11 protein-coding genes and 1 pseudogene are annotated in these 18845 nt (G+C 68.9%); 1 reads left to right on the top strand and 11 read right to left on the bottom strand.

Annotated elements, in window-relative coordinates:
• The 7 genes from B2869_RS02730 to B2869_RS02700 all read right to left on the bottom strand — a co-directional run.
• Positions 1–494 (bottom strand): RDD family protein (locus tag B2869_RS02730; protein ID WP_292762420.1); only part of this gene is annotated, 494 nt, incomplete at its 3' end.
• Entirely contained in the window at positions 491–2887 is a 2397-nt protein-coding gene (locus B2869_RS02725; RefSeq protein ID WP_292762417.1) for a transglutaminaseTgpA domain-containing protein, read from the bottom strand. The genes B2869_RS02730 and B2869_RS02725, both read right to left, overlap by 4 nt.
• A complete protein-coding gene (locus B2869_RS02720; RefSeq protein WP_292762414.1) occupies positions 2884–4146 on the bottom strand; it encodes a DUF58 domain-containing protein in 1263 nt (420 codons plus the stop codon). Before B2869_RS02720 ends, B2869_RS02725 begins: the two co-directional genes overlap by 4 nt.
• On the bottom strand, positions 4146–5117 hold the full coding sequence (locus B2869_RS02715; protein ID WP_029258893.1) for an AAA family ATPase: 972 nt from the start codon (positions 5115–5117) through the stop codon (positions 4146–4148). The genes B2869_RS02720 and B2869_RS02715 overlap by 1 nt, the downstream gene beginning before the upstream one ends.
• 44 nt (positions 5118–5161) lie before the next feature.
• Positions 5162–11245 carry an Ig-like domain-containing protein gene (locus B2869_RS02710; RefSeq protein ID WP_292762409.1) on the bottom strand — a complete coding sequence of 2028 codons (6084 nt, stop codon included), beginning with the start codon at positions 11243–11245 and terminating at the stop codon, positions 5162–5164.
• A gap of 130 nt (positions 11246–11375) precedes the next feature.
• Positions 11376–11945: a DNA-3-methyladenine glycosylase I gene (locus B2869_RS02705; protein WP_292762406.1), complete on the bottom strand. Its 570-nt coding sequence runs from the start codon at positions 11943–11945 to the stop codon at positions 11376–11378.
• A 34-nt stretch (positions 11946–11979) separates the two neighbouring features.
• Positions 11980–13023, bottom strand: a complete 1044-nt coding sequence (locus tag B2869_RS02700) for an NAD(P)-dependent alcohol dehydrogenase (RefSeq protein WP_292762403.1) — start codon at positions 13021–13023, stop codon at positions 11980–11982.
• A gap of 124 nt (positions 13024–13147) precedes the next feature.
• Between B2869_RS02700 and B2869_RS02695 the strand changes: the two genes are divergently transcribed.
• On the top strand, positions 13148–13594 hold the full coding sequence (locus tag B2869_RS02695; protein WP_292762400.1) for a hypothetical protein: 447 nt from the start codon (positions 13148–13150) through the stop codon (positions 13592–13594).
• Between the two features lie 77 nt (positions 13595–13671).
• On the opposite strand, the gene B2869_RS02690 is transcribed toward B2869_RS02695, so the two are convergent.
• The 4 genes and pseudogenes from B2869_RS02690 to B2869_RS02675 all read right to left on the bottom strand — a co-directional run.
• On the bottom strand, positions 13672–15738 hold the full coding sequence (locus B2869_RS02690) for an acyl-CoA dehydrogenase (RefSeq protein ID WP_292762398.1): 2067 nt from the start codon (positions 15736–15738) through the stop codon (positions 13672–13674).
• Positions 15739–15858: 120 nt separating this feature from the next.
• Entirely contained in the window at positions 15859–17118 is a 1260-nt protein-coding gene (locus B2869_RS02685; RefSeq protein ID WP_292762395.1) for an HTTM domain-containing protein, read from the bottom strand.
• A complete protein-coding gene (locus B2869_RS02680; RefSeq protein WP_292762392.1) occupies positions 17115–17933 on the bottom strand; it encodes a DUF5819 family protein in 819 nt (272 codons plus the stop codon). Before B2869_RS02680 ends, B2869_RS02685 begins: the two co-directional genes overlap by 4 nt.
• Before the next feature lie 78 nt (positions 17934–18011).
• Positions 18012–18845, bottom strand: a pseudogene (locus B2869_RS02675) (hypothetical protein); the annotation flags it as partial.

Below are 18845 nucleotides of genomic sequence, written 5' to 3'. Positions count from 1 at the left end.
GGAGCCGGAGCGGGCGCCGCGGCGTCCGCCCCGACGGGCGCCGGTACCCGCGCGTCCAGCATCAGGGATCCGGCGACCTTGTCGTGCCATCCCTGGAACCGTCCGGAACCGTCGAAGAGCGGGGTGAAGTACCCCACGACGACGGAGGCGGCGAGGCCGAAGATGACGTTGCGCAGCAGCGTACGTCCGAAGCCGAGCGGACTCCCGTCCGCGGCCGAGGCGAGCTTCAGACCCTGGGCGCGCATGCCGATCGAGCCCGTCCCCGCCTGCATCACCGTGTAGACGAAGAACCAGCCGAGCAGCACCAGACCCACCACGGGGCCGCCGATCAGCAGGACTCCGAGGCCGGCCTCGACGCTGCCGGCGAGCGACACGGCGACGAGGAGTCCGCCGCCGAGCACGATCGCGAGGCCCCCGGCGATCAAGGCGTCGATGAGATAGGCGACGGCGCGACGGGAGACCGGCGCGATCTGGTCGGGCGCGGGCTGCGTCATGAGGTCTCGCTCTCGGGGGACGGGGGCGTCGTGCTGTTCTTGATGGTGCCAGGTTCGCGGCGGACGCGCACGGCCGCCGCGTCCTTCAGGTTCTGGAATCCGTTCGAGATGGCGGTGCCGCCGATCAGGGACCGGACGCTCAGTCGCGCCTGGAGGCGCTTCCAGAAGCCGGCCTCCTTGCCCAGTCCGCCGACGATGTCGTCGACCTCGTGCCAGAACGACTCGACATCCTCCGGGCTCGGCTCGGCGGGGCCGAACACGTCGGCGTCGGCCCGCTCGGCGAGGGCGGTGACCTGCGGGACCGTGAGCGACGACGCCACGACCGCCGCCTCTTCGATCCGCGTGCCTCCGGGAGGGATGCGGGCGCCGTAGTCGACAGCACGGTCGGTGAGCTCGTCCCAGCCGCCACTGATGCGGTCGGCGGTGCGCGCGGCCGCGCGGCGGGAACGACGCTTCGCCGCTTTCCACGCGCCGATCACGATGAAGGGCGATGCCAGCAGTGCGATCACTCCGAGGGAGATGCCGCCGATCACGAGGATCGCCCCGATGATGCCCGCGAGGTTCAGACTCTCGTCCTCGGCCTCGCGGTCGTCGGGCAGGGTGGGTGGCAGGTCGACGGGTTCCTGCGGCGGAGGCGGTGGCTGCAGCACCTGCGGCTTCGGGTCGACGCGCGGCTTGGTGTTCTGGTCGTTCGGCACCTGGTCTTCGGGCGGGGTGGGGTTGAACGCCATCCACCCGAGTCCCTCGAAGTTGACCTCGACCCAGGCGTGCACGTTGTCGCCGGTGGCGGCGAACGTGGCTTCGCCTGCCTTGTCCTCGTCGGGGTAATAGCCCATGACCACGCGGGCCGGGATGTCGACCTGCCCGGCGAGCAGCGCCATGGCGACGGCGTACTGCTCGTCGTCACCGATCATCTGCTCCCCGCCGACGAGCGTCGAGATGCGCTCGGCGGTGTGGCCGGCGCGGGAGATGACCTCTCCCTCGAGCCCGTGGCTGAAGAAGCCCTCCTTGGAGAGGAAGTTCTCGAGGGCCCGCACCCGCTCGATCGGCGTCTCGGCACCGGCGATGGTCTCGGCGGCGAGGGCTGTGAGCTCTTCCGGCACGTTGCTCGGCTTCGGCATCGACACCTTGCCGAACGGCACCTCGGCGAGCTGCTCGTCGTCGGGTACGTTCGGCATCACGGCATCCACCGTGTACTCGTCACCCTTCGTCAGCTTCGTGGTGGAGACGGCGGTACCCGTCTCGGTGTTCACGTAGGTGCCGCGGCGCAGCTGCTCGGCATCGTCGCCGGAGAACCTGATCTCGGACAGCTCGCCCGCGGTGGGCATCCATACTCCGCGATACGCACCGATCTCGACGTTGAGCGTCACCGGGACACCCTCGGCATCCGGCGACATGTTCGAGCGCAGGGGGCTGAATGCGCTCGACGAGGTGGGCCCGCCGTCGGTGACGTTGTAGACCATCCCGTCGAACTGGTCCATGACCGCGGTGCGCACGCGCGCGCCCTTGGGCAGGCCCTGCACCGTGAAGAGCGTCTGGTCCGCCTCGTCGCGCACGTTCTTCCGGAACGCCTGCAGGGGGCTCGGGTAGTCCCGGATGTCGAACGGCGGGATGATCACGTCGCGGAACACGTGTCGTGGCTGCGCCGGGTTCGCGACGGCGCTCGTTGCCACCCCCGCGCCGCCGGCGATCGCCAACACGGCCACCCCGGCGAGCAGACGGCGGGTGCGCATGTGCGCGGCGCGGGAGGGATCGACCTCGCTGACGGAGATCGCCGTGTTCTGGGGCGCCCACAGCTGACGAAGGGCGAGCCACGACATGCTCACTACCGCGAAGACGAGTCCTTGGACGAGGGGGAATGCCGGCTCCGGGGTACCGAGAGCGATCACCAGCATGAGCAGGACGCCGGCGGGGATCAGGGCCCACGCCACCTGCGACAGCCGGAGCGCGAGGGAGGCGGTCACGGTGGTGACGACCAGCGCCAGCAGGAACGGGACGACGAGGTGTCCGTCGGCCGCCGCGACGGGGGCGACCGTGGTGAGCATCTGCTTCCACGCGGTGACCGTCCCGAGCGCGAGCTTCTGCAGCGTCTCTATGGTCGGGATGAAGCCGAGGATCGATGTCTGCGGCAGAGCGAAGGCTCCGCCGAACACGAAGTACGCGGCGATCGTGAGACCCGCGATGATCAGGATGCCCCAACGGCGCCAGGTCGTGATGACCGCGATCGCCAGGCCGATCAGGATTCCACCGATGGCGGCGGGCAGGAACGACGGACCGGCGAACGTCGGCCAGAAACCCACGAGGGCCGTGAGGACCAGGAGTGCCGTCGCTCCCAGGTCGAGTATCCAGCGGCGGAGGGGGCGGTCGCCGAACACGGCGGAGGACCCGGTCATGCGAGCACCTTCTGCAGAGCGAGCGGGACCTGTTCGAGCGCACCCACCGTCACGACGTCGGCATCGCCGATGCGGCGCAGCGCCGGGGCGGAGGCCGTGGTGTCGGCGACCACGACGAGGACACGGGCACCGAACGGCAGACGCGCGCACGCGAGGCGGAGATCATCGGACTTCACTCGAGCGCCGCAGACCAGGACCACCACGCTCGCCAACGGCATGGTGGCGGCCACGACGCCCGCGAGCTCGGCGATGCCACCCTCCTTCGGCTTGCTGTTCTCCACGGCTGAGAGCGAGTCGAGCAGCTGCTTGCCGGTGCCCGCGGGAAGCTCCCGGCCCTGCACGCGCATGTCGACGCGCTGAGAGTCGCGCAGAGCGCGCAGGCCGATGGACCCCGCAGCCGAGACCCCGAGCTCGAAGTCGTCTTCGGTGGCGTAGTCGGCGAGCGAGCGCGAGAGCCCGATCACGAAGTGCGAGCGCCGGGTCTCCTCGTACTGCCGGACCATCATGGTGCCGGTGCGGGCCGTCGACCGCCAGTGCACGTGACGCAGGTCGTCGCCCGGCTGGTACTCCAGGAGGGCGTGGAACGAGACGTCGTCGCGAGACAGATCCGCTGCGGGAAGTCCTTCGAGGTCGCGCAGGTAGCCGAGCGACTGACCGTCGAACAGCACGGTGCGCGGGTGCACGAAGAGGTCGACAGGGTCGTCACGACGGTGAGCCCGCTCGAACAGGCCGAGCGGGTCGCCGCGGACGACGCTCACCGGCCCCACTTTGACCACGCCGCGCTTCTGGGTCGGGATCGCGAAGAGTTCCTCCGCCTCCTCCCCCGGCGCGAGTCGCTGGATGCCGAACTCGCCGCGTCCGGCACCGACCGGGAGCACCACACGCGACGGGAGGATGGCCCTGGTGCCGTGGTTGGCGAGGGTCAGGGCACCGACCGCACGCTCCCCCACGACCACACGGGTGCGGGCGAGGTCGAGCGCGACGTCATACGCGGTGCGACCGATCAGGAAGAGTGCGCACAGGGCCACGGCGATCGCGATGACGACGGCGGCGATGGCGAACTCCGCCCATCCGGCGATCTGGCCGAGCACCCAGAAGCCGACGGCGAGGGCCATCAGCACCCAGGCGAGCGGGCGGATGGCGGAGGTGATCTTGCGGAGGCGCGTCAGGGCGCGCGCACCGAGGACGGCCGCGATGTCACGCCAACCGGCGTCGCGCTCCATCTGCGGCGTCGACACCGGAAGGGCCTCCGCGGTCATCAGGCCGCCACTCGGGCCTGAGGCGCTGCCACCGCGTCGAGAACACGGGCGATCACGGTGTCGCTGCTGGTGCCGGCGAACTCGGCCTCGGCGTCGAGAAGCAGGCGGTGCTGCCAGACCGGGCGGGCGAGGGCCTTGATGTCGTCGGGAAGCACGAAGTGGCGCCCCTGGGCCGCTGCCCACACCTTGGCCATGCGCACCATCGCGATCGCCCCGCGCACCGAGACGCCGAGGCGGATGGCGCCGTCCTCGCGCGTGGCCTCGGCGAGCTCGGCCACGTAGCGGAGCACGGCGGGCTCGACGTGCACGGTCGCGGCGAGGTCGGCCATATCGGCCACCGCGCTCGTGGTGATGACCGCGGACAGGCCGGCCGAGGGGTTGCGGTCGGAGGCACCGGCGAGGATGCTCTCGGTCACGGCGAGGTCGGGGTAGCCGATCGACGTCTTGATCAGGAAGCGGTCGAGCTGCGCCTCGGGCAGCTTGTAGGTGCCCGCCTGCTCGATGGGGTTCTGCGTCGCGATCACGAGGAACGGGCGACCGGCCTCGTGCGTGACGCCGTCGACTGTGACGCGCGACTCCTCCATGACCTCGAGCAGCGCCGACTGGGTCTTGGGCGATGCGCGGTTGATCTCGTCGGCGAGCACGATCGACGCGAAGATCGGCCCCTTGTGGAACTCGAAGCGGTGCGACTGCTGGTCGTAGATCGTCACGCCGGTGACATCGGAGGGCAGCAGATCAGGCGTGAACTGGATACGTGCGCTGGTGCCCTGCACGGTCGCGGCGAGCGCCTTGGCGAGGCTGGTCTTGCCGGTGCCCGGCGCATCCTCGAGGAGCACGTGGCCCTCCGCGAGCATCGAGGCCAGCACGAGGCCGACGATCTCCTGCTTGCCCTGCACGGCCTTGTCGATGTTCTCGACGAGGCGCTGGAAGGTGCCCTGGAACCAGGCGGCCTGCTCGGGGGTCATGGTCATGAGAGTGTCGTTCCTTGTTCTTCAGAGGTCGAGAGGAGGGAAGGTCATTGCCAGAGGCGGTGCTCGAAGGCGGTGCCGTTGACCATCACCCAGGCCTCGATCACGCCCCGACGGTTACCGAGGTAGCAGCTGAGCCGGCCGCCGTAGCTGCCGTTGCCGTCCATCGTGATCGAGTACGGGCCGCCCCAGACTCCGCCATAGGTCGCGTCGTTGTTGTTGCACCGCACCGAGATGGTCTGTCCCGGATCGAAGTCCTGCGCGTTGAGGTAGAAGTACGCGCAGGTGCCGTCGCTGCAGTTCGGCTGGCCGTTGGCGTCACCGGTGGAGGTGACCCAGGCGCGTGGATTGGGCTTCGGGCCGGAGGTGCCGGCTTCGCTCCGCGTGATCTTCTGCCCCGCGTCGTCCGTCACCTCGACGTCGATCGTGTGGCGCTGGCTGTATCCGTTGCCCACCGTGGTGCTTCCGGTCGCGCCGACGTGCGACCAGCCGCCACCGTCGATCCGGATGCGCACGACCTTGATGCCACGCCCGTTCGCCGAGACGTTCGCGTTCCATCCGAACGTCACGCTCTTCGCGTTCGAGTCCACGGTGACGGAGGGCTGGCGCAACGGACCGTAGGGGTTGCCGGACATCTGGTTCGAGTCAGCGCTCGCATAGGTCTGACCGTCGACCGTCGAGACGGCGCGGACCCGCACGTTGTAGTTCGTGCCGTTCGAGAGGCCGGTGATGACGTTGTTGCCCGGCATCGCCGCCCAGTTGCCCCCGAGGGAGTACTGGTACTGCACCTCGTTCCGTGACGCGCCGTTGAGCGCGCCGGGAGACCAGGTGAGCGTGAGCGACCGATCGCCCTCGGCGACGTTCGACAGCGAGGGCGCACCCGGCTTGTTCACCCCGCGACGCGGTGCCGACATCGGGCTCCAGTCGCCCCAGTCCGCCTTGTTGTGCGCGCGGATGCGGTACGTGTACGGCGTCTCCGAGGTCGGGACCGTCACCGCCTGCGACCTGGCTCCGGCACCCGGCGTGATGGTGTTCCGCAGCGTGCCGCCCTCCCACACCTGCAGCTGGAAGGAGTCGATCGGGTCACCGTTCGCGTTGCCCGGCACCCAGTTCACCTGCATCTGTGCTTCGGTGCCCACGCCCTGCAGCTGTGTGACGGTCGGCGCGGCCGCGGGCATCGGCGGACCTGCCGGCACCTCCGACGCCGACCAGCCGCTCCAGCTCGAGGGCTCGGGAGCACGGTTGTGGGCCTGCACCCGCACCTGGTAGATGCCGCCGTTCTCGAGACCGTCCCAGGTCATCGAGTTCCCCGTCACCTGTTTCTGCGACACCCCGGACGGCGGTGCCGGCGAGATCTCGAGCGTGTAGCTCTCCACCGGAGAACCGGGAGTGGTCGGGGTGGCCCAGGCGACCTTGAGCGACTTGTCGCCGAAGGTCAGCGTCGGCGGGGTCGGGGTGTCGGGACGAGCATCCGGACGGGCGACCGCAGAGGTGCCGGACGGCTTCGACTCGCCGACCCGGTTGGTCGCGGTCACCTGGAAGGTGTACTCGACGTTGTTGGTCAGCCCGTCGAGCGTGCACGTCGTGGAGCGGCATTCCTTCGAGTACGGGTTGCCGCCGACCGACTTCACCGTGTACTTCGTGATCTCGGCGCCGTTGTTCGACGGTGCGCCGTAGGAGACCACGACGGTGCGGTCCTGCACGCTCGAGACGAGCGGGGCACCCGGTGCCTCCGGCACGCCCTGGACGGTCACGACGATCTGACCGTTGGCTTCGCGGTCGGGGTCCTTCGTCGCATCCTGGATGCGATAGCGCACGACCATGGTCCCGACGAAGCTGGGGTCGGGCGTGACGACGACCTGATCGCCCTTGACGGCGGCGCCGCCGGAGCCCGACTCCGTGGCGGCCGTCATCAGCTTGAGCGGCGTCTCCGGGAACGGGTTGTAGTCGTTCGCCAGCACGGGGACCGTGATGCTCTTGCCCTGATCCGCTTCCGAGATCGTGTCGGTGTTGGCTGCAGGCAGCGGGCGGGTCGAGGCGCCGACGCGCACGGTCACGGTGCCGTCGACCGGTTCCGTCGTCCCGTCGGTGATCTCGAGCTTGAGCGAGGCGACCGTACCCTTCTCGACGTCGGACGACGCCTCGACGAGCAGCTTCGAGCCGTCGATCTTGGCGGTGATGCCCTTGCCGGCGCCGCTGACGTACTTGTACTTGTGCGTGCCCTCGTCCTCCGGATCGGGGTCGGTCGTGAGCGCAGCGAGGTCGAGCGTCGACGCCTTCTCCCCCGGGGCGACGATGACCTCTGCCCCCGTGAACACCGGCTGCTGGTTCTCCGGCGGCAGCACGTTGATCGGGATGCTCAGCGTCGCCGTGCGACCCTCGGGGTCGTCGGGGCCCGTACCGTCGGTGACCTCGAAGGTGAGCGAGTCCTGTCCGAAGTACCCGTCGGCCGAGGTGTAGACGAGGGTCGTCTCGTCCTTCACGAGGTCGTCGCCGTTCGCATATACGGCGTTCACCTTGGCGTGCTCGGTGATCCGCGCCGTACCGCCGCCGGCGACGGTGACGAACTTCGAGAGCGGGATCTCCTTGGTCTCGCCGCTCATGACCTCGAGCGGCTTCGTCGAGTCGAGGATCGGCCGGAGGTCCGCTTCGGCCGGAACGAAGATGAAGGCCGATGCGGCCAGTTCGTCCTGGTCGGTGATCGTGTAGCGGATGAGCTGCAGGTTCTCCGTCACGGTGACCCGCACCTTGCCGTTCTCGAGCTGCGTCGCTCCTTCACCGAGCGCGAGCTTGAGGCGGTCGGTCGTGCCGTCCGGGTCCTCGTCGTTCTTGAGGATGTCGAGGTCGGCACTCATCGTGCCGTCGGTGAGGTCGGTCGGGCGCACGCGGTCGTCGCGCGCGACGGGCGCCTGCAGCGGCACGTCCTCGTCGACCGTGATCTGCAGCGCCGCAGTGGCTTCCGCGCCCCGCGCATCGCGGATCGTGTACTGCAGCGACGTCTCGAGCTCGCGGTTCGGCGCCTGCACCAGCACCCGGTCACCCGAGACGCGGGCCGTGATGCCCGTCTCGGTCGGAACCTCGAGACCGTCCTTCACGAGACTGATCTTGTCGCCCTCGGGGTCGGAGTCGTTGAGCATCACCGGTACCGAGATCTCACGGCCGGGTCGCACGACCACGGCATCCTTCACCGCGAAGGGCCTCTGGTTGACCTGCTCGCCCGGAGCGATGCCCACGCGGATCGTGGCGATGCCCTCCTTGCCGAGGCGGTCGCGCACCCGATAGCGGAACACATCGACACCGGAGGAGTCGTCGAACGCCTCGTAGGTGAAGTAGTTCTGCGCGGTCTCGGTGATGCGGCCCTTCGTGGGGCTGGAGGCGATGTCGATCAGCTCGACCGAGTCGCCGTCGGCATCGATGCCGTCGAGAGGGACGGCGATGTTCGCGGTGGATCCGGCGAGCACACGGGCGACCAGATCCTGCGGGCGCGGAGCGGCGTTCGTCTCCTCGTCGACCGGAAGGATCTGGATCGTGACGTAGCCGGCGTCCTTCTGCTGGCGGGAGTCGACGGCCTCATACGTCAGGTAGACCGTCTTCGCGACGGGTCCGGCCTTGAAGCGGATCGTGTCCTGCGAGACGAAGGCCTCACCGTCCTCCGGGTCGACGAGTGGCTCGACCAGCTCGGGCACCACGTGCATGACATCGTCGTTCGGGTGGGTGTCGTTGTCGAGCACCGGGATGGTGACGACGTCGCCGGCGCGCACGATGGCGGTGTCGTCGTTCACGACCGGTTGGAGCAGCTTGTCGGGCGCGGGGATCGGGATCACCACGACCTCGCCCTCGGCCGACTTGGAGCCGTTCGAGATGCGGTATGTGATGCGCGCCTGATCGGTGAGCGAACCCTGGTCGGTGATGCGGAGGGTCTCATGGTTGATGACCGACACCGAGACGCCGGAGTCGTCCTCGATCGAGACCGACTGCACGACGAGGATGCCGCCGGCGGGGTCGACATCGTTGGCAAGCACCCCGATGAGCACGTCACCGCCGGTCGGCAGCAGCGCGACGTCGCGCACGGCGACCGGGGGCAGATCCGTCTCGCTCGCCTCCAGCACGTCGACGCGCACGATCCCCTCCCCGTTCTCGGGACCGGCGGTCGCGAGATACAGCACGTAGTAGGTGCCGGGGGCATCGGCGGTGAAGGTGAACGTCTTGTTGGGGCCGTCGGTCACGATGGTCGCGCCGGGGACCTCGTTCACGCGCCCGAGACGCAGCAGCTCTCGGCCCGAGCTGGTGTCGTTGGCGAGCGGCGCCACCGTGACCTGCTCGCCGACGCGGGTGACGACGTGGTCGGCGTTGGTCTTCGGCTTCGTCGAGCCCTCCGGCCGCACGTCGAGGATCACCGTGGCGGTGGCCGTCTCGCCGTATCCGTCGGCGACCGTGACCTGCACCTCCTTGTGCCCCTGCTGGCTCGCCGTGGCCTTGTAGGTGATCTGACCGTCGGTGTTGAAGTCGACCTCGTCTCCGGGAGCGGCGACCACGTCCTTGAGGTAGACGTCGTCTCCCTCAGGGTCGATCCAGTCCGGGAGGATGTTGTACGAGATCGTGCCGCCGGTCTCGACCGTCAAGGTCGTCCTGCGCTTGGGGACAGGGGCGGTGTTGACGCTCTTGTCGAAGACGGTCAGCGTGACGGCCGCCGTGTCCTTGCCACCGCGGCCGTCGTCGGCCTCGTAGGTGAACGTCGTCGAGCCGGAGGCGCCCTCCTCGACCGCGATCTGCAGTGATCCGCCGTTCTGCACCTGCTGGATCGTGCCGATCGCGGGCTGGGCCTCGGCGAGCGTGGCGACCAGGACGTCGCCGTCGGGGTCGTTGTCGTTGTCGAGCACGGGAAGCATCGTCGTGACACCGGGGCGCACGCCGAAGGTGTCGTCCTCGGCGATCGGAGGAGTGTTCTCCTCCTTGCGCTCGGGGAGCGTCGTCTCCACGGTCTCCTCGGTCGAATCGTCCTCGTTCTCGGTCTCGCCTTCCGGCGGGGTGAGGTCATTCCAGTTGTCGACGCGCTGCAGGCTCTCGTTGGCCAGCCAGGCCGCTCCGCCCACGGCGTCGTTGAGGATGATGACGTCGCGGTTGACACGGAACACGAGGCTCTTCGCGTCTTCGGCGCCGTCGACCTGTGCGTTGACGTCGTTGGTCGTGCCCGGGCACTCGCGGATGAAGGTCGCCGTGCCGGCCCACGCGCCGTAGGTGCATCCGCGCAGCCAGACGGGGGCGGCCGCGGTGCCGTCGCCCCCCGCGTCGACCTCGGTCGGCTCGCTGCCGTCGAGGGGGACGCTGACGAGGGCGTTCGCGGTCGAGATCGCGACCGCGTCGGTGTTCTCGGACGACTGCTGCAGGACCGCCTTGTCGGCGCCGCGGATCTCGGTACGCATGCCACCGGGCGAGGTCACGACCCCGGCAGCGCGATCGAGCACGACCGGTGTGCGTCCAACGGCTGTGATGGTCGGCTTCGCGGCCGCATCGAGATCGCCGACCGACGCTGCGGAGGCGTCGAGAGCCTCCCCCTCGTTGTCCACAGGGACGGTGACGACCTCGCCGCGCTCGGGCGCGAGTCCGAAGACGGTGCCGTCCTTGGCCACTGCGACATCGGCACCGGCACCCAGCTCCGCCACCGGCTCGTTGACCTCGGCCTCGAAGGAGGAGACGCCCTGCGCCGGAACGACCCAGAGCTCGCCGGTCTTCTGGTCGAGGATCGCGGCCGTGCGGTTGCCCAGCGCGACCTTCGAGGAGGAGGGGACCTTCGCGGAGTCGTTGAGCGAGACGCGCGCCGGATCGACGGCGGTCAGGGTCGAGGCGTTCTCATCGACGACGAGGATGTTGCTCGTGTCCTGCAGGATGTCGTAGTTCTCACCCGTGGTGCGCAGGCCACCGTCGAGGATGGTCGATTCGTTGTTGAAGTGCCCCACGAGCAGGCTCGAGGTCTTGGTGATCCAGACGCCGCCGTCGTTCAGATCGACCTTGGTGGTCGGGAATCCCTCATAGGTGAAAGCCATCGTGGTGATGGCGATGACGCCGACGGTGACGCCGGCGGCCGACGCCAGCGTCTTCGGTCGTGCGCGCATCCAGGACAACGCCTTCATTCCCGGTTCCCCCCCAGGGTGACACTCTTCGATTGCTCCTGTGCAGTCCCGACGGGCCCACCGAGCACCCGTTCATCCTAACTGCGTCCTGGAATACTGCTCCATGGGGATATTTGCCCATCGCCGAGGGTCAGGCTCGCCAGCACCCCGCGATGTGGTCGTCGACCATCCCGCCCGACTGCATCAGCGCGTACATGGTGGTCGGCCCGACGAAGCGGAACCCGCGACGGCGCAGTTCTGTGCTCAGCGCCGTCGATTCCGACGTGACGGCCGGGACGTCGGCGAAGGATGCCGGGCGATCGCCCGCGGCCGTCGGAGCGAACGACCACATGAGCGCGTCGAACTCGCCCTCGGCCATGCCCCGGACGATGCGGGCGTTGCCGATGGTCGCCTCGATCTTCGCGCGGTTGCGGACGATGCCGGCATCGCCCATCAGACGCTCGACGTCGGACTCGTCGAACTCCGCGACGATCTCGGGCTCGAATCCCGCGAACACCTCGCGGAACCGCGGCCGCTTGCGCAGGATCGTGATCCATGAGAGCCCCGCCTGGAAGCCCTCGAGCGCCATCTTCTCGAACAGCGCACGATCGCCGTGCAGGGGCGTGCCCCATTCCTCGTCGTGATAGCGGCGGTACTCATCGTCGTCGCCCACCCAGGCGCAGCGGTCGCGGGCGTCGGGGCCCGTGAGAAGAGAGGTCATCCGCTCAGGCTAGCCGCGGGGACCGACACCGCCTTCAACCGAAGGTGGCCGCGTCGATCACGAACCGGTACCGCACGTCGGAGGCGAGCACGCGCTCATATGCGGTGTTGATGTCGGAGGCGGGGATGACCTCGATCTCGGCGGCGATGCCGTGCGCGGCGCAGAAGTCGAGCATCTCCTGTGTTTCGCGGATGCCGCCGATGTTGCTGCCGGCGAGCGAGCGTCGGCCGCCGATCAGCGACATCACGCCGACTTCGAGGGGCTCTCCGGGAGCACCGACGCACACCATGGTGCCGCCGACGTCGAGCAGGCCCAGGTACGAGCGCAGGTCGATCACGGCGCTCACGGTGTTGAGGATCATGTCGAACGACGAGCGCAGGTCGCGGAAGGTGCCGCGGTCGCTCGTGGCGCGATAGTGGTCGGCACCGAGCCGCAGACCGTCTTCCTTCTTGTTCAGGGTCTGCGACAGCACGGTCACCTCGGCACCGAGCGCGTGTGCGATCTGCACGCCCATGTGTCCGAGCCCGCCGAGACCGACCACGGCGACACGGGTGCCGGGTCCGACGTTCCCGTGCCGCAGCGGCGAGTACGTCGTGATGCCGGCGCAGAGCAGCGGGGCGGCGACATCCAGCGCCAGCGCGTCCGGGATGCGCAGGACGAAGGCCTCGGTGACGACGACCTGCTCGGAGTACCCGCCCTGGGTGACGGTGCCGTCACGGTCGGTGCTGCCGTAGGTGAGCACGGCCCCCTGCGTGCAGAACTGCTCCTCGTCGCGCAGGCAGTTGCGGCACTCGCCGCACGAGTTCACCAGGCATCCGACGCCGACGCGGTCGCCCACCGCGTGCCGGGTGACGTCCGCGCCGACCGCCGCCACCGTGCCGGTGATCTCATGCCCGGGAGCGAGCGGATACTGCTGCGGACCCCAGTCGCCGCGCACGGTGTGGATGTCGGAGTGGCAGATCCCGGCGAAGGCGACGTCGATCAGCACGTCGAGTGGGCCGAGCTCGCGCCGTTCGATCACGGTCTTCTCGAGCGGGGCCGCTTCACGGGGCGCGGCATAGGCGTTCACGGCAGACATCTCGGGCTCCTCGGATCGGGTACCAGCTGAGACTACCCAGCCCCGGATGGGAATCGGCCATCCGTGCGGATCGGCGATTGTCAAGGCCGGGTGCGCTCCGCTCGGCCACGTCTAGGCTCACGCCATGACCACCACCGACGACACGATCTCCGAGTACCTCACCCGCTACGCGGACAGCCTCACCGCGTTCGATGCCGAGACCGCGGCGGGGCTGTGGTCGACGCCCGGGACGATCGTGAACGACCGTTCCTCTGGTGTGCTGGAATCCCGCGACGCCATGATCGACGGTCTGCGGCAGTCCTATCCGATCTACCAGCGGCTGGGCCTGGCCTCCGTCGGATTCGAGCTGCGCGAGCGCCGCGATCTCTCCGACCGTCTCGTGCTCGTCCGGGTGCGCTGGCTGTTCTTCGACGCCGGCGGCGCGCAGCTGACCGACACCGACAGCTACTACCTCCTGCGCGACGAAGACGCGGCGGGCCTGCAGGCCTGCGTGTGCGTCGAGACCGATGCCGCCGAGAAGCTCCAGGCGCTGGCCGCCGCGCGCGGCGTGGACCTCACCGCCGCACCCTGAGAACGACACCCGACGCAGGAATCCCGCCTCGATCGTGAAGACGGGGCGGGATTCCTGGACCACGAACCGTGGGCGGGTCAGCGCTGCTTCTTCTTCAACGCCTTCTCCTGGATCGGAGCCTGGCCGGTCGCCGCGAGGTCGGCGTAGTACGCACGGGCCTCATCCTGACGCTGCTTCTCCAGGCCGCTCGCGATGGGGGCACGCACGTGCTCGGGCTCGTAGCCGAACGCGTTCACGAGGTCGAGCGCATACGGGCGCAGGCGGGCGCACAGGCGGTCGATGTAGCTCGACACGGCCGCGGCGCGCTGCGTCGACAGACGTCCGTTGATGAGGTGCCAGGCGAGGTGCTTCTCGATGAGCTGCAGACCGAACAGGTCGCGCAGCCACGTGAGGACCTTCTTCGTGTCCTCGTCGTCGATCTGGTGCACGGCGTCGGTGAACGCCTCCCACTGCAGCAGTTCGCCGTGCGCGCGGGCCGCCTCGATGAGCTCTGCCTGGTTCTCGTTGAACAGGCGGGCTCCGAGTGCCTTGTCCTTCGCGCCGGGGCGCAGACGCGAGGCGATGTCGGCCACCATCTGCTGCACACGGCCGGCGAGCAGGTCATGCTGCTGCTCCTCGCGCAGTCCCCGCTCGACCGAACGACTCACCTGCCCGAAGTCGGACACGGCCTGACCGAGCTGGCGGAGACCGGCGCCGTGGAACAGCTTGCCCGCGGTCATGCCGACCGCGAACTTCGCGAGCGCCGCCGCATCCTTGCCCTGGAACTGCTTGGCGTAGTCGGTGAGCAGACGCTTGCCGACGAGCTGCAGCAGCACGTTGTTGTCGCCCTCGAACGTCACGTAGATGTCGAGGTCGGCGCGCAGACCCACCAGACGGTTCTCGAACATGAAACCGGCGCCGCCGGTGGCCTCGCGGGCCTCCTGCAGCGTGTCGAGAGCATGCCACGTCGACAGCGGCTTGAGAGCGGCGGCCAGTGTCTCGAGGTCTTCGCGGTCGGCCGGAGTGTCGGTGCGACCGGAGAAGACGCCGTCGAACTTCTGCAGGAACTCGTCGTGCGCGAAGATCTGCGCGTACGTCGTCGCCAGGCGCGGGAGCAGACGGCGCTGGTGCTTGCCGTAGTCCATGAGCACGACCTCCTGCCCGTCCGCGCCGTCGAACTGGCGGCGCTGGGTGGCATAGGTGATCGCGATGTGCAGACCGAGAGCTGAGGCCCAGGATGCCGCGCCGTCGAGCGACACGCGCCCCTGCACGAGGGTGCCGAGCATGGTGAAGAAGCGGCGGCCGGGGCTGTCGATCGCGCTGGAGTACGTGCCGTCGGCCGCGACATCGCCGTAGCGGTTGAGGAGGTTGGTGCGTGGGATGCGCACGTGGTCGAACGACAGGCGCCCGTTGTCGATACCGTTGAGCCCACCCTTGAGGCCGTCGTCCTCGCGGCCGATGCCGGGAAGATCGACGCCGTCGTCGCCGCGCAACGGCACGTAGAAGCAGTGCACGCCGTGATTGACGCCGTTGGTGATGAGCTGCGCGAAGACCGTCGCCGCGATGCCGTGCAGGGCCGCGTTTCCGAGGTACTCCTTCGTCGCCCCGCGGAACGGGGTGTTGATGACGAACTCCTCCGTCTCGGGGTCGTAGGTCGCGGTCGTTCCGACGGCCGCGACGTCGGAGCCGTGACCGATCTCGGTCATGGCGAAGGCGCCGGGGATGGACAGGTCCATCACCCCGGGGAGCCACTTCGCGTGGTGCGCCTCGGTGCCGAGCTGCAGGATCGCCGAGCCGAAGAGCCCCCACTGCACGCCCGACTTGATCTGCAGGCTGGGGTCGGCCACCACGAGCTCCTCGAAGCCGGCGATGTTGGCGCCGTTGTTCTCCTCGCCGCCGAGCGACTTGGGAAACGCGCGGTGCACGGCCTTGTTCTCGACCAGCAGGTGCAGCTGGCTGAGCACGCGCTCGCGGTGCTCGTCCTTGCCGAGCTCGTCCTTGCGCCAGAACGCCGAGTCCTTGATCATCTCGCGGGCCTGGCGGCGCACGTCACCCCACGTACCCATCAGGGCGTCGTTGACGCGGGCGACATCCAGGCGCAGGTGCGCATCCGCGGTGTCGGTGGAGGGGCGAGTCGTCTTCGGACGGACGGCGGCGTCGACCATGAGCGTTCCTCTCAGAGGGAAGTGGGAATACTGCCATGGTAGGTCTGCCACAACCACGGGCGAAGTGCTCTGTCCACTTCCTCCAACACTCGGCGGGCACATCTCCCCGCCACGTTGTCGTCAGACCACAGTCCGCGCCGGCGCCACCGCGTTCGGGGTCACCGTTCGCGGCGTCGTCGGCTGCCGCTCGCCCCCGGCCTCCTGCCAGCGCCGCCTCGTCCCCGCACTCAACCGCCCCCAGGTCCGGTCACGGATGAAGATCGCATCGATCGCGATCATCGTGAGCGAGAACCACGGCAGTCCCATGAGCACCGCGATGCCGATGTGGAAGGAGAGGATGCCGAGCAGACCGATCAGCCGCGTCGGACGTGTCAACAGCATGAGGGGGAAGGCGACCTGCAGGATGATCGACCCCCAGCTCGCGATCGTGACCATCGGCCCCCAGGCGGTGACGAGGTCGCTGAGCACCGGCCAGGTGCCGAACCGTGCCGTCTGCAGCGGGTTGTAGATCGCGTACCCCTCTTCCCACGGGGCACCCCCGGCCTTGTACAGTGCCCCCGAGGCGTACACGAAGCACACCTGCGCGGTGAGGGCGACGAGGGCGAGGTTGTGGAACATGGTTCCCAGCAGCGCCGGCTGGCTGTTCGGGGCGAACCACTCCCCCGACTTCGCCCGACGCCTCGCGTCCAGCGACCACCGGGCCGCGGGGTCGGCGAAGAACAGCAGCAGCAGGGCGATGCGGAACATGTTGTCGCCCTGATCGCCGACCATGTCGTTGGCCTCGATGAAGCCCACCCAGAGGCAGAAGAAGATCGGGAGCACGATCCGGAACCGCCAGCCCAGGACGAACAGCACCGCAAGCACCCCGAGGAGGAGGTAGAGCGCCGTGTACAGCGCGTCGTTGCCCATCGCGGCATGGAAGGCGCTGAACACCCAGATCTTCGGGAACTCGCTCACCGGCTCGGCGAGCTCGCCGTTCCAGGCCGATCCGGATCCGAACGTGTAGAGGCGGGTGCTGAAGTTCGAGGCCAGCAGGCCGATGGCGGTGACGCCGAAGAGGATGCGTGTGACCGCGAGCCCGTAGAGTGCCTTCTTGCCGTTGAAGAGCCAGTCGCCGACGAAAGCAGAGATGCGGTCGATCGCCGAGAGCACCATCGCCCAGAGCCCGCCGATCATCGACGAGGCGAACGTCAGCAGCCGGGTGAGGAACGACCGCGGGGGCACAGTGCTCGCAGGAGCGGGCGCGGGTTCACGAGGAGGGACGGGAGGCGTGGACACCGGCGCCGGCGCGGTCGTCGTGCTCCGGGGCAGGGCTTCCTTCTTCGTCACGTCCTGCTTCGCGCCGGGCTTCCGCGGCGCGGTCCTCGTCGGCGCGCTCACGGCTGGATCCTCTCGAACTGGGTGCGGAAGGTGTCCGCGAAGTTCTCACGGCTCTGCCCTTCCTCTTCTATGGGAAGTCTCCATCCGGTGGTCGAGAACGTCGGATCGGGGCGCTGTGCGCTCGGATCGTTGCGATCCTCGTACGGGACCACGTTCTGACGACTCACGCGGTACTGCACTTTGACCACGGCATCCGCACCCCAGATCGCATAGGCCACCTGGGTCGCGTACGCGGTGGAGAGGTGCTCTTCGACCATGTACGCCTCCGTCGACGGGTTGTCGCCCTCGAGCTTCTCGAACGAGCGCACCATCCACTCCTCCCCGTCGTCCTCCGCGAAGTCGAGACCGACCACGGCCTGCTGATCGGCGTTCAGCTTGTTGTAGGCGTTCATCTGTCCGCTCGCCACCTCGCTGGACTGGATACCGGCGCGGGGCGGGAAGAGGTTGTAGCGGATCATCGACAGCTCGACGTCGGTGGCGCTGACCCAGCCGGTCTCGACCTGCTCGCCGTCCTTCTCGATGACGGCACGGACGTTGAAGTGGTAGTCGCCGTTGATCGGCTCCGGCGCGAAGACGCTCCAGGACTGTCCGAACATCGGCAGCATGTACCCGGCCAGCACCTCCTGTGTGGGGATCTCCCGCAGGGCTGAGTACGGCGCGATCCACAGGAAGGACGCCCCGATATGCCACAAAGTCAGGAGGCAGGCGGCGAAGGCGATGAGCTTCACCCACCAGGTCGGACGCGGACGCACCACGGCCGTGTCACCCGACGCGGACACGTCGGCCTCCGGTGAGGACTCGAGTTTCGTGCTCATTCACTTCCCTCCGTACCGCCGAGGGTCGGGACCGCCGTGGGGAAACGGTCCCGACCACTCAGCGTTTCTGCATCGCGATCACTCCGTCTGCACCTGGGGCCGTCGGGATCTCGCGAGTCTCATCGCCCCCAGGCCGAGCATGAGGAGCAGTGCGGCCAGAGCGATCCATCCGCCCTGGACCTGTCCGCCTGTCGTGGCCAGACCCGACGCCACCACCTGGAACGAGGCCGATACGCTGCCGGACGTCGCTCCGGTCAGCGTCACGGTGTGGGTTCCGAGATCGGTGTCGGTGGGAACGGTCCAGGTGAAGGTGACCGTGCCCTGCGCGTTCGCGACCTGGCTTCCCAGCGCCGCGGGGGCGGAGGTCATGACACCCGTCACCGTCTCGCCGGGCCTGAAGCCCGTGCCGACCGCGGTCTGTTGCTTGCCACGCTCCAGCACCGGGGACTTGAGCGCGATGGCGATGTTCCCGGTCGGGTCGGCCGCCGCGTCCGCCGAGGCGCTGGCGGTGGCATCGGCGGATGCCGCAGCCGTGGCTTCGGCCGAGGCGTCAGCTGCAGCCGATGCCGATGCCGTGGCCGACGACGAGGCGTTCGCCGCCGCTGCCGCCGAGGCGTTCGGATCCGCATCGGCCGAAGCCGAGGCATCCGCCGCGCTGGTGGAGGTCGCGTCGTTCTGCGCTGCCGCCTGAGCCGCTGCCGCCGCAGAGGCATTCGCCGCTGTGGTGGCCGTGGTCGAGGCATCCGTGGAGGCATCGGTGGTCGCCGCCGCCTGGGCCGCGGCGTTGGCCGACACATCCGCCGCAGCGGATGCCTGGCTGGTCGCGTCTGCGAGTGCCGCAGCCACTGCCGCTGCTTCCGCCGAGGCGTTGCTGTCGTCGTCGGCCTGCGCAGAGGCCGACGCCGACGCGGA

Source organism: Microbacterium sp. UBA3486 (assembly GCF_002377845.1).
Taxonomy (GTDB): Bacteria; Actinomycetota; Actinomycetes; order Actinomycetales; family Microbacteriaceae; genus Microbacterium; species Microbacterium maritypicum_A.
Note: the sequence above shows the minus strand (reverse complement) of the source record. Positions and strands in the feature narration are given on the sequence as shown.